Raw genomic sequence first — 12,649 nt, 5'->3', positions numbered from 1 at the left:
GGCCGATCCGGCGCGCGCGTACGAGGCAGGCGTGGCGCCGGAGGGCCGCAGACTCGGAGGAAAGCGCTGCCCGAGCTTCCGTCGGCCTACAACGACTGAGACGCATTCGAAGACCTGCTGGCCGTCGCCGCCCGGGAGGAGCAGCTGACCGCCGTGTCGAACTCGCCCATGCGGAACAGATCTTCCGGACCGCCGCACAGCTGGTGGCTGTCATCGAGGATGCAGCCAGGTCGGGCTTTGCTCAGTAGGAGTTCTCGCGGGTCTCACCCGATCGAGGCCCGGCGGCGTGGCAGAGGTGGCGGCGATGCCTGGAGGAGAGGCGAAGAGACGTGGGGCGGTAGCGGAACTCACGCTGCCAGGAACGGATTTCACATCCCCCATTCGAGCCGTACCGGCTCTCGCACCGTGGTCAGTGCCCCGTCGAAGTCCGCGAGGCGTTCGGCCAGTGTGGCGGTGGCCACGCGAAGCGGGAGGGCAGCCGAGAACTTCAGGCCGCGTACGGCGCGCGGGTCGACGGTGGGAAGAGTGAGGGCGCCCGGGAGTTCAGCGCGGGCGGATTTCCAGTCGGCGGGGGAGAGGTCCTGGCGCAGGCGGAGATGAGTGTCGGAGGGGCGCTGGACGGGATCGGCGAGGTTGCCGAGGGAGGCGGTGAGGGTCGCATTGGCGCGGTAGCCGGCCCAGGTCCACCAGCGTGTCGCATCGGCATCGCGGACCACGAGAGTGCCGGCCGGGTGGACCTCGTGAGGGGCGCGATCGGTGCGCAGCTCGGCGAGGGCAGCGGTGGCGCGGCGGGTGAGTCGGACATCGGGATCGGTGCCGAGGAGGACGTTGCGCATGGCGCGGGTCAGGGCGAATGAGAGGCCGCGGGCCTCACTGCCCTGCCATTTGGCCACACCGCCGTCCTCGACGGGTTCGACGAAGGCACGGCGGCGGGCCCAGTCGATGAACGTAACCTGCCAGCTGCGCCCGGCAAGCAGGAGACGGCGCGGACCGGGGCGTTCCTCGGTGAGCACGGTGGGGTCGGTGGTGCCGATCTCGGTACGCCCGGCGAGGACGGTGAACTCGGGCGGCGCGGTGAAGGAAGCGGTGAGTTCCATGAAATGGCGGCGGCCGAAGTGTTTCTCGGCCTCGGAGCCGATGAAGAGCATGCCGTCGTCGCTTTCCAGGAAGCCCTCGTCGACCAGGTGCTTAAGGAGCGGGCCGGCCGACCGGTCGAAGGGCGCGAGGCCGTTCCACCGGTCCGGCCAGAGCCGGTCGCCGATGCGGTGCTCCTGCAGGGTGAGCGCGAGCAGCTGCTGGGCGACGAGGTGACGGGGCGACGGTGGCGGGGTGACGGGCTCGACCCAGCCCCGGGCCCAGAGGGTGAGCAGCCCGGCGGCCTGCAGCAGCGACTCAGGGCGGGTGGCGAGGAAGAGACAGTTGCGGGAGGTGTCGGCGCGACGGCCGGTGCGGCCGATCCGTTGCAGGAACGAGGCGACGCTGCTGGGGGAGTCGATCTGGATGACTCGGTCGAGGTCGCCGACGTCGATGCCGAGCTCCAGGGTGGAGGTGGACACGATGACGCAGTCGCGCGCCTCGGCGAACGCCTGCTCGGAGCGGGCCCGTTCATCGGTGGAAAGTGAGGCGTGCGAGAGGAACACGGTGACGTCGCGGGCCCGGAGCGCCGCACCGAGTTCCTCGACCTGCTTGCGGGAGTCGCAGAAGACCAGACGCTTCTCGCCGCGGTGCAGGGCGGAAATTACCTTGGCTGCGTTGGCGAGTGAGCCGACGTAGTCGAGTTCGACGTCTCCCGCGGGCCTCGGTAGCGCGGTGCCCCCGGCCGTGTCCGGCAGGGTGACGCCGGGCGCGACGACCCGCCCCGGGCGTTCGGCGGAGCGCGCCCCCTGCAACCACGTGAGCAGTGCGCCCGGGTTGCCGACGGTGGCGGAGAGTCCGATCCGCTGGATCCGGTGACCGGCCAGCCGCTCCAGCCGTTCGAGCACGGCAAGCAGGTGCCAGCCCCGGTCGTCACCCGCGAAAGCGTGTACCTCGTCGATGATCACGGCACGGACCCGGCCGAGCATGTGCGTGTGGTCGGTCTTGACACTGATCAGCATCGCTTCGAGCGACTCGGGTGTGGTGAGCAGGAAGTCGGGTGACTCGGTGCGGATACGGCGGCGTACCGACTCCTGGGTGTCGCCGTGCCAGAGCGCGGCGCGGCGACCGAGCCACTGGGCGTAGGTGTCGACGCGGTGGACGAGGTTGTTGAGGAGGGCCTTGAGTGGGGCCAGGTAGAGGACAGAGGTGCCCGTCCAGTGCTGCTCCCGCATGGCGGACAGGACAGGGAAGGTGGCGGCTTCCGTCTTCCCGCCCGCGGTTGGCGCGAGCAGGATCGCGTCCTCGCCGTCCATCAGTGGTTCCACGGCGGCCTTCTGCAGCGGGCGCAGATCAGGCCATCCGAGAGTGTTGACGATGTGGTGCAGGACGACCGGATCGAGGCGTTCGAGCGGGTCGGGGCCGGGCGGCTGGTCCTGCACGTGGGTGGCTCCCTGCGCTTGGTCTTCCGAAAACGGGAGGGGAAGGCAACAGATCAGAGGTCGAGATCGAGGTCGTCGGCCGACGCGGCAGCCGGGGGCGCGGCGAGGTTGCGTTCGGTGGCAGTGAGATCGCCGCTGCCGAGGGTCAACTTGTAGTGCCTACGCGGATCGAAGTCGTCGAACTGATCGATCCGGTCGAGTACGTCCCCGACCAGCTTCTTCAGGTACAGGCGCGGTGCCACTCCGACTTTCCCTCCCAGTGCCCCGCCCACGGCCCTTGCCAGGTCCGCAAGGTACGCGTCGTCGGCGAGTCGTTTGATCCGCTCGGCGGAGCCGGGGGAGGAGACGCCGTCCGCGTACAGGTCGCGGATGGTGGCACCCAGACCGGTCAAGGACTCCTCGGTGAATCCGGGGAGCCGGATCTGCACCGCACGGGGGTTGTCGAAGCGCGGGTCGGTGGTGAAGTCGGTGGCCAGACGCTGGGCGAGCGGGGCGAGGCGCTGGACGCCCTGCTGTCCGTCGTAGAAGGCGGGTGTGCCGGTGATGACGAGGTAGAGGCCGGGGAAGCGGCCGGAGTGAACCTCGTCGATGAGCTGGCGCAGGGCGTTGAGGGCCTTGTCACGGGCGTCGGAGCGGACCCGCTGCAGTGTCTCCACTTCGTCCAGGACGAGAACGAGCCCGGCGTGCCCCGCGTCCTTGAGCATGGTCAGCAAGCCTTGGAGGAAGCCGAAGGCGCCGAAGTGATCGAGGTCGCCGCGGACGCCCGCGCTGCGCCGGGCAGCAGCGGCGACGTGCGGCTGGCCGCCGAGCCAGGCCATCACCGCGGCGGCGGTCGCCTCGTCGCCGGCGTCCAGGGACTGCTTGTACCCGCGCAGGGCGGTGGCGAAGGCGGGGGCCTGGCGGGACACCTCGGCCAGGCGGGCGGTGAGCAGCCGTTCCACGGCCTGCGGCAGTTCGCTCTCGTCCGCGCCGTCGGCGAGCGCGTCCTCCTCAAGGGCGTAGAACCAGGCATCGGCGACGGGCCGCAGGGCGCTGGGCGGGAAGCTCGCGGTGGTCAGGCGTTCGGTGAGCCGCCGGTAGACCGTCTCCAGCTTGTGCAGCGGGGTCTCGGTCTCCGACACCTGTACCTCGGCCACGGCGAAGGTGCGCCGCTTGGCGCGCTCGCCGAGCCAGCGGGTGAAGAAAGTCTTGCCGGAGCCGTACTCACCGCGCACCGCCTTGAACACCGAGCCGCCGGCGGCGACGGTGCCCAGTTCCTCGTCGACCGCCTGCTCGAAGCGGCCCAGGCCGGTGGCGAGCAGGTCGAGGCCGCTCTCGGGGACGGCGCCGCGCCGCAACGCGTCCACGACGGCGCGGCGGCGTACGGCGCCGACGGGTGCACCGGCACGAGGGGTTGAGGATCCGAACGAGTTCACCCGGACAGTCTCCCATCAGGGAGGTAGCCGGACGGCCGGAGTGCCGGCAGACCGATCCGGTTCGTCGTGCTCACGGGGTGCGCAGTCCGAACTGTTCGATCAGCTGAGCCCGGTGCAGGCGCAGGGTGCGGTTGTCGGGGAGGATCTCCAGGATCTGGGCGCCGTCGTAGTTGAGGAGCTGGGCCAGGGTCGCGGCGAAGCCGGGGGCACGGCTGGCGGGCTGGCCCGCGCGTTCGGCCAGGGCGGTCATGGGCAGGGTGCCCGCTTCGACGAGGGCGACCAGCGCCTTGGGCAGGACGGACGGCTCCCGGGGCTTCCGGGCGAGCAGGTCCAGCTGCGCCGCGTACAGCTCGGTGGCGACGAGACGTTCCACGAGCGCGACGGCAGGCGGCTGGGCCTGGGGGGAGGGGGCTTCGGGCTTCGGTGCGGGGTCGGCAGGCTTCTGGGACGCGAGAGGGGTGAGTTCCTCCTCACCGAAGAGACTGATGACGCCCTCTGCCAGGGGCGCGGCGGCCTTCTTGGACTGCTTGGCGCCCGGACGCGACGGCGTGGCGGCGGGAGCAGCGGCGCCGGACGAGGCGACGGCCTCGGCGCCGGATTCCGTCTCGATGCCCGTCTCATCGGACCACCACAACGGAGCCGGATCGCCCAACTCCCGCCATACTCTCGGTGGTTCGGCACCGAAGGGCAGCAGGGCGAGCAGCGGGATGGTGAATTCGGCGAGGGTCGCACCGCCGTGGTAACCCGCCTTGAGGGCGGTGTACCGGGCGTCGTGGTCGCGCAGAGCGACGATACGTGAGCCGGGCTCCGGCCAGACCACCCGCGGCCCGGCCAGTGCGATCTCGGAGGGGGTGACCGGACCGCCGGGGCCGCGGTGACGGGCCGAACCGATGGTGCCGGCGGGTGCGTCGAGCCTGCTGCTCCGCCGTTCGACGACATGGCCGTGGTCGGAGGTCAGGAGCACGGTCATGCCATTCGCACGCGCGGCCCGCAACAGCGGTTCGAGACCGCTGACTTCGCCTGCCTGCCAGGCTCCGTCCCCGAGCTTCTGTTCCTTGGCAAGCCGGTCGTCGACGGTGTTGAGGACGACGGCGACATGCATGCGCTCGTCGGCGAGGGCCTCGCCAAGGGCGGTGGAGAAGGGAGAGCCGGTGTCGGGGCCGCGCAGGTCGTCCTTGTGGAAGACGGCCGCCGGGGCGCCCTGCCAGCAGGAGTGCTGAGGGAAGAGCCGCTTCTCGTCGTTCTGGTCGCCCTTCATCAGGCTTCCGGTGAAGAGCGAGGTGCGCGAGACGGCGGTGAGTGTGGGCAGCGCCGCTGCCACGGCACGGCGCACCGGTGCGCCGTGAGCCCCGGGAAGCGGGTCGAACTCGGCCCACTGCCGACGCAGTTCCTGCCCCAGCTCGGCCGCTATGGCCGCGCTCATCCCGTCCAGGAGCAGCAGCAGGACCCGGCGCCCCGGCTCGGCGACGACCGGCGCGACGACTCGCGTCAGGAGGGACTCGACGGTGAGCAGGGAACCGGGGGAGCTGCCGTCCGCCGTCCACGCCGCGAGCCGTTCGCTGAAGGCGTGGTCGAGCGCGCGGCGGGTCCGCCGCACCTGGTCGCCGATCCGGTTGTACGCGGTGGCGAGTACGGCGTCGGGGTCGCCGCCCGCTTCTAGGTGTTCCAGGGCGCGGTCGGCCCAGCCGAGTTCGCGGATCTGGCGGTCTGTCCCGTCGGTCACCGACTCGATCTCTTCCGACGGGTTCCCGGCCAGCCATCGCCGCAGCCGTACGGCCATCCGGACCCGGTCGATCCGGGCCCGGGTCTCGCCGTCGCCGGTGGCAAGGGCGTGCGCGCGGAGCGTGGTGACGGAGTCCGTGATCACCTCGGTGGAGCCGCCGGTCAGTGCGTGACCGGCGGCGGTGAACCGGGCGTCGAGTCCGGCGGGCAGGAGCGGACTGGCGGTGGCGGCTGCCTGCGCCCCGAACTGGGCGACCAGCTGTGCGGCCCGGGTCAGGACCGGGTCGGCGAGACGGTGCTCACCCCGGTTGATGAGATCGCGTACGTACGCCTCACCGCTGCGGGCGAAGGAGGCTAGGAGACGGTCGAGTTCGTCGCCCTGGGCGGGTGGCTGCTCGCCGAGCCACCGTTCGGCCCGGCCGCGTGCGCGGTACAGGTCGTGGTCGGCCTCCGCGTGCCCCCACAGGGCGGCGCAGACCACCGCGTACGCAGCTGCGTCGGGGCCGTGGTCGGCGTCGACCAGAGCGGTGATCACCCTGCCCGTGGAGCCGCCCTGCTCGGGTGCGGCGAGGAAGCGGGCGAGGCCGGCCTTCTCCGGTCCGCGCAGCTCGCGCAGGAGGTCCGGCCCACCGGGGGTGAGGGTCCACCGGAACAGGGCGACGGGGTCGACCCGGTCCGCTTCACCTGGCAGGACGCGTGCCGCGGGTGTGTCGCCGCTGTCGTCGTCGAGGCGGAGCCGACGACGGGTCAGCCGGGTGAGGGCCTCGTCGTGGGAGAGCACGCCCCTGCCGATCGAGCGCCAGCCTCGGGTGCCCGCCGCGTCCAGGAGCGCCTCGGCCGCCCAGGTCTCGCCGCGCAGGCGGGTGTCGAGGCCGCTCGCGCCGAATGCCTCCTGCACGACCTCCCAGTTGTCGACGGACCTGATGCGGCGACTGTAGACACGGGCGAGCAGACCGGGGTCGAGTTCGGTGTTCTCCCGGTCGGTGAGGACGACGAGGACGCGCGGCTCCGGCGGAACCCGCGCCTCCAGGTGGTCCAGGATCTGCTCGTGCACCGCGAGGACGGACGGCGCGACAGCCACCCGTACCTGCGTCCCGCCCACCGTCGGCTGCTCGGCAGCCCCGTCCCACTGCGGGGCCGCCCGCAGCAGCATGACGCGGACCGCGCCGTCGCAGAGCTTGCTGCGCGCGGCGACGAACTGGCGGACCGTGCTCACCGAAAGGCGGGCGGGGCCTGCGGCGGAGGGCCCCGGCCCGGCGGCGGGCGCGGTGGTGATCGTGCCGGACATCAGTCGACGACCTTCCAGGTGACCTCGACGGTGGCGTCGGGGTGTGCCGCGGCGAGTGCCGCGATCTCGGCCTGCAGCTCCGCAGCCGCCCGGGCGGCCGTCGTCCGGCCGCCACCGGAGCGGGCCACCGGGCGAGCCGGATCACGCGGCGCGGGCGGCGGCGTCGGCAGCACCTGCGGATGGGCGGAGCCGCCGTCCAGGGGCACCGTGCCGGCGCTGGGTTCCGGAGCGGCGGGCTGCTGCGGGGCCGGCGGCGGACTCTGCCGGGACCGCAGCAGCGCCATCACGTCCCGGCTGCCCTTCTTCAGTACGGCCGGCAGGTCGGGGTAGTCGCCGGGGTCGCCGGCCGCGGCGTCGCGTACCCGCTCCAGGATCGCCGCACCGTCCCGGCCGAGCGTGTCAGCCAGCTCCAGCTGTTCACCCCAGCTGGTGTTCTGCAGCGCATCGGCCACGGTCCGGGCACTGGTCAGCGACATGCCGTACCGGTGCGCGGTGAAGTCGCCGAGGTCGAACCAGGCCAGCCGGTCCACCACAGCCTTGGCGCCGAGGTTCTCCTCCCGAACCGCGTCCACCAGCTCCTGGGCCCGCCGAGCGAGTACGAGGCGGGGCGAGGCGTCGTCCAGGTGCAGGAATCCCCGGTGCTTCTCCAGCTCCGTGACGAGGCGCGCCGCATCGGTGGCGAACGCGTTCGCGGCCTTGCGGATCTCGCCGGCGAACTGGTTCACGATCCGCCCACGCCGCAACTGCGGTGCGGGTGTGCCGAACACCGTCTCGTACCGCTTGCGGGCCTCCGTCCAGTCCGCCTCGGTGGGCAGCGGCTGCTCCCGCAGTGCGTAGTCACGCTTCAGGTCGCTCGGCAGCGGCGCGGGTTCGACCGCGACTCCGCCGCGCACCCACACGCGGTCGGACATTTCCGCGTACGCGGCGGCGAGCAGCCGACGCAGCGGCTCGGGCAGGCCGCGCGGGTCGGGCTGGTCGGTCCAGTCGGCGAGCCTGACCAGGGTCGGCTCGGCGACCCCGTCCCGGCGGGCCTGGGCGTTGAAGTGGTCGAGCCAGGCGGTGGACTGCCGGTAGTACGCCTCCTGCATCACACCGAGCTTGAGGCCGCCCGCGATCCGTGCCATGACCTTGCGGTCCTTCGCCTCGACCTCCACCTGCCCGTCGCGGTCCTCGGCGGCCTTGCGCACGTACTCGAAGACGGTCTTGATCTCGGCGGCCCGCAGCGGCTTCCCGGTACCCTCCGGATCCAGGTCGGGGTGGGCGGGGAACTGGTGGCCGAGCAGCTTCCCGGAGAGCTGCCGTGCGGCATCGTCCATCTGAGCGCCGATCGGCAGCTGCAGGTCCGCCACCTGCTGCTGGGCCTCCAGGTGGTTGCCGAAGCCGAGGTCGACGACGCCTTCCTGCTTCTGCGCGAGTCCGTACGCCTGCTTCAGCGCGCCCAGGACCCGCTCGGTGAGGACCTCCCGCTGCGACTGCAGCATGCCCTTGGCACGGGCCTTGTCGTCGGCGTTGAGACTGCGCGCGAATTCGGAGTCGAAGCGGGCCTCGTCGGACAGTGCCTTGTCGATGACGACGAGACGCTCGAAGTCGCCGCGGGTCGCGTCGGTGAGATGAGTGGGCAGCCAGGCCAGGGTCCGCGAGTCGCCGCCCGTCTTCTCCCGCAGCGTGCGCAGCCGCTGGAGGTCGTCCATCGGCCCGAACTCGCCCTCGTCGTACGGGAAGTCGACGACGAGCCGCCAGGCGTCCTCCTGGCTGGGCCGCAGCGCCGCATCCGACAGTGAGTCGACGTCGGCGACGTTCCCGAAGACCACCTCGACCTGCCGCTCGGTGCCCTTCCACACCAGGTCGAGTGTGTCGTACGGGTCGAACCCGCCGGCCCCGTCGGTGACGCCGAGCGCCTCCTTGAGCAGGGTGCGCATCTTGGTCCGGCGGTTGCCCAGGTTGTTGTGGACCTGGGCGTTGGCGAGCACCGCGTCGAGGTCGACACCGGTCAGTTCGAGGCGGACGACCGCGCCGGGGCCGGTGCCGGCGACCTTGATCTCGGGGAAGGTCGCCGCCCATTCCTTCGCCTTCTGCTCCAGGCGGCCGATCTCGGTTCCGGCGATTCGGGTGGTGATGGACCCGTGGTTGAGCGCGTTGAGCCGGGCCAGGGTCAGGTCGGACAGGGCGGGGACACTCGGCGCGAGCGCGGAGAGGAGCAGCGTCTGGACCAGTCGGCTGTCACCCGTGAAGTCCCGGCAACGGGCCTTCAGCTGCGGGTCGTCGATCGTTTCCGGACGGCGCCGGTACGTCTCCACGTCGTCCTCGGTGACCTGGTTGGTCTTCAGCAGGTACGGGCGCAGCTTCTCGCGGTACAGCTTGTCCGCCGCCTCGAAGTGGACGCTGGTCTCGCCACTGAACGCCTTGTCGCCGCCGCCGACGATCGCCGGGTACAGATCGCCGAGCGGTACGAGCTGGCCGAGCCGCCAGTCGTCCCGGTGGTCGACCAACAGCTGGCTCATCAGCTTGAGGCCGGTGCGGGAGCGCTGCAGTGCCCCGGAGATGTGCACCAGGGTGTCCATGAAGGCCGGCGGGAAGGGGTAGGTGCGCCGGAAGGCGTCCTCGTCCGCGCCGGTGGTGGAGTCCTTGTGGCCGAGCAGGGTCTGCCAGACGTCCGGACCGAGCTTCTTTGCCTCGTCGAAGGCTGCCGCGACCTTGGCCTCGGCCTCGTCGCTGACGGGATCCAGCAGCCGGGCCCGTGCGATCGTCGGCAGGTTGCGGTCCTCAAGGACGATCGAGTCGTACCGGCCGCCGTTGAGCTTCAGCGTGTCCTGCACGGCGGCCTCGGCGGCGCCGGACATCTCCTCGCCGACCAGCTCGCGCAGGTCACGCTGGCGGGCGATGAAGGAGACGACGGGGATGGCGCGGCGCTCGTCGGCTCCCTCCACGAAGTTGGTGACCTTGCCCGCCTCGCGGCCGAGCGCCTTCTGGTCGTGGATGAGGGTGGCCAGCCACAGGATCAGCTCGTCCATGAAGAGGACGAGGCCGTCGTAGCCGAGGGCCTTGGCGTGCGCGGCGATGATGCCGAGGCCCTTGTCCAGGGAGACGAAACCGTCGGCGTTCTCCGAGGCGTTGCGGGCGAAGGACGGGAAGAGGGTCTTGGTCAGGTCCTGGACGAGCCGGGCCCGCAGCTCCTGCGGGGTGGTCGGATTGTCCAGGTCGAATCCCTTGGTGTTCTCGTGCTCCTCCTGCGCGGCGACAGCCCGGTCGAGCAGTTCGGTGGTCCAGGCAAATGCCTCGCCCCACTCGTCGCCCTCACCGCTGTCCGCCTCGGCGAGCTGCGCGATCACACGGTCGTCGCCGCTGCCACGGCGATGGGCGGCGAAGTCCTCGAAGAGGCCGTCGGTCAGATAGACCTGCGGCAGATCGCAGCCGGGGTGCACCTTGCGCACGTGCTCCACGTACTTGCCCAGAATGCGCTGCTCAAGGGACTTGGCGCCGAGCATGTGGTACGGGACAAGAAGGAACTTGCGATCTCCCGAGTCCAGCCAGGAGTGGTTGCCGCGGACGGGGTCGAGGCCCGTCTTGGAGCGGGCGGCCTGGTGGCCGGAGAGCAGGGCGTAGAGCACCGCCATGAAGTGCGACTTACCGGAACCGAACGAGCCGTGCAGGTAGGCAGCCTTGGAGGAGTGGCTGTCGAGCGCCGACTTGATCAGGTCGAGGGCCTCGTCGAAGTTGCCGCGCAGGCGATCGGTGACGACGTAGTCCCGCAGAGCGGCCTCGGCGCCCTCGGGCGTGACGGCCTCGCCGAGCTTCAGCACGAAGTCGGACGTCGACACGCGCTCCGGGATGCGGATCAGCTCGCGGAGCAGGGGGCGGTCCTCGGGACGGGGGGTGTTCCTGCTCATGAACGCCATGGTGTCTGTGATGCTCCTCGCCCGGCCGGTCCTTCAGCTCGATCAGATGAGCTGCCCGATCAATCGTAATGGGCGGCACTGACACCAGGAGGGCCAGATTCTGTCCGGCTATCCCGTTCCTCCTGCTGCGGCTCGGCCGACCCGGTCTGCGCCCATACGGTCTTGCCGGGGCCGGTGCGGTCCTCGATGCCCCAGTCGTCGGCGACGGCCGCCACGAGGGCGAGTCCCCGGCCGCCGTCGGCGTCCGCGTCGGCCATGGTGACCGTCGTGGGGTCGGGCCGTCGCGGGTGCGTGTCGGACACCTCCACACGTACGACCACGGTCGTACGCGCCTGCTGGTGGAGGAGGCGTAGCTCGAAGTTCCGTCCCGGTACGCGGCCGTGGCGGGCTGCGTTGGCCGCGAGCTCGGCGACGAGGAGAGCGACGGTGTCGGAGAGAGGGCTGCCGGGCGGGATGTCCCAGTCGTCGAGCCGGGCCACGGCGGCCCGGCGGGCGCGGCTCGCGCCGAGGCGGGTGGAGGGGAAGGTGTGCGTGGACTCTTGGACGGCCAGGGGTAGTCCGACCTGCGATGTCGTCATGATCCCAGCCTTCCGGCGGCGCCCGCCGTGCCGACAGGAACGGCACCCATACAGATCCATCTGTACTTGTTCACGCTCTGGACTGGGTGGGTGACTCATCGTAATCATGGGCAGGTTGGCCGACGCGACGTACGGGGCGCAAGGCACAGGGTATGGAAAGCGGGGCGGCGATGACGGCGGACCAGGACGGCAGCGGTACGGCGGTGTGTGGTGAACCCGAACTGTCGGACAGTCTCAAGACGTTCGGGGCCGTCTTGAAGGCGCTGCGGGAGGCGGGAGGGCTCACGCAGGAGGAGTTCGCGGCCCGGGTGCGGTACTCGACGGCGTACGTCGCGAAGATCGAGCAGGGCAAGCGGTTCCCGCCGGAGGCGCTGTCCGGGAGGGCGGAGGAGGCGCTGGGATCGGTCGCGGGCAAGGTCCTCGCGGCAGCGGCGAAGAGCCTGCGGAGGAAGGCGGGGCTGGCGTCCTGGTTCTTGCAGTGGGCGGGGATCGAGGAAGAGGCGATCACGCTGTATGCGTATGAGTGCCGGGGGGTGCCGGGGTTGTTGCAGCCGGAGGGGTATATCCGGGCGGTGTTCGAGCGCAACCTACCGCCGCTCACGGACGTACAGATCGAGCGACAGACGTCAGCGAGACTGGAGCGGCAGTCGCTGCTGGTCGATCACCCGAACACCGCGTTCAGCTTCGTCATCGAACAGTCTCTGCTGGAGCGCCAGTTGGGCGGACCGGACGTGACGAGGGACCTGATCGACCACCTGCTCAGCGTTGGTCGCCGCACCAACGTGGAGATCCAGCTAATGCCGCTTCGGCAGCAGGACCACGCTGGATTCGAAGGCGAGATGTATCTGGCCGAGAGCCTCGGCAACCAGTGGTTCGGCTACACCGAAGGACACCGGTCAAGTGCCCTGATCACGGCTCCGGGAGACGTGAGTGTGCTCCTACAGCGCTATGGCAAACTGCGTTCCCAGGCCCTGGATTGCCGGGCTACGGTGAGCCTGCTGGAACAGATGCGAGGAGCGCTATGAGCACCATGGAAGACCTGAGCTGGTTCAAGAGCAGCTACAGCGGCGGCGAAGGCGACAACTGCATCGAGGTCGCGCTGGACGCCGAAGCGGTCCATGTGCGGGACTCCAAGGATCTCGGCCGCGCCTCGTTCGCGGTGGCCCCCGGTGCCTGGGCAGCTTTCACCGCGCAAGTGTCGGGTTCCTGACTGCCGTCTGCGAGGCGGCGGATC

The 12,649-nt window shown here is 70.9% G+C and carries 7 protein-coding genes; 2 read left to right on the top strand and 5 right to left on the bottom strand.

The annotated features are described in order from the left end of the window. Nucleotides 1-368: 368 nt before the first annotated feature. From ACWIF2_RS00315 to ACWIF2_RS00295, 5 genes are all read right to left on the bottom strand, one after another. Entirely contained in the window at nt 369-2,516 is a 2,148-nt protein-coding gene (locus ACWIF2_RS00315; protein ID WP_454357770.1) for a DEAD/DEAH box helicase, read from the bottom strand. Nucleotides 2,517-2,569: 53 nt separating this feature from the next. Then, nucleotides 2,570-3,931, bottom strand: coding sequence for a BREX system ATP-binding protein BrxD (gene brxD / locus ACWIF2_RS00310; protein ID WP_454357769.1), 1,362 nt, complete (start codon nt 3,929-3,931; stop codon nt 2,570-2,572). Between the two features lie 70 nt (nt 3,932-4,001). Then, on the bottom strand, nt 4,002-6,941 hold the full coding sequence (gene pglZ, locus ACWIF2_RS00305; protein ID WP_454357768.1) for a BREX-2 system phosphatase PglZ: 2,940 nt from the start codon (nt 6,939-6,941) through the stop codon (nt 4,002-4,004). After that, nucleotides 6,941-10,837, bottom strand: a complete 3,897-nt coding sequence (pglY, locus tag ACWIF2_RS00300) for a BREX-2 system ATPase PglY (protein ID WP_454357767.1) — start codon at nt 10,835-10,837, stop codon at nt 6,941-6,943. The genes pglZ and pglY overlap by 1 nt, the downstream gene beginning before the upstream one ends. 59 nt (nt 10,838-10,896) lie before the next feature. Continuing rightward, entirely contained in the window at nt 10,897-11,415 is a 519-nt protein-coding gene (locus tag ACWIF2_RS00295) for an ATP-binding protein (protein ID WP_454357766.1), read from the bottom strand. 170 nt (nt 11,416-11,585) lie between these two features. Between ACWIF2_RS00295 and ACWIF2_RS00290 the strand changes: the two genes are divergently transcribed. Next, a complete protein-coding gene (locus tag ACWIF2_RS00290) occupies nt 11,586-12,440 on the top strand; it encodes a helix-turn-helix domain-containing protein (RefSeq protein WP_454357765.1) in 855 nt (284 codons plus the stop codon). Next, entirely contained in the window at nt 12,437-12,625 is a 189-nt protein-coding gene (locus ACWIF2_RS00285) for a DUF397 domain-containing protein (protein WP_454357764.1), read from the top strand. Before ACWIF2_RS00290 ends, ACWIF2_RS00285 begins: the two co-directional genes overlap by 4 nt. Nucleotides 12,626-12,649: the final 24 nt, after the last annotated feature.

This window comes from Streptomyces sp. NPDC055506, from assembly GCF_053643595.1.
The sequence above is the reverse complement of the archived record's forward strand: the minus strand, read 5'-3'. Positions and strand labels throughout refer to the sequence as shown.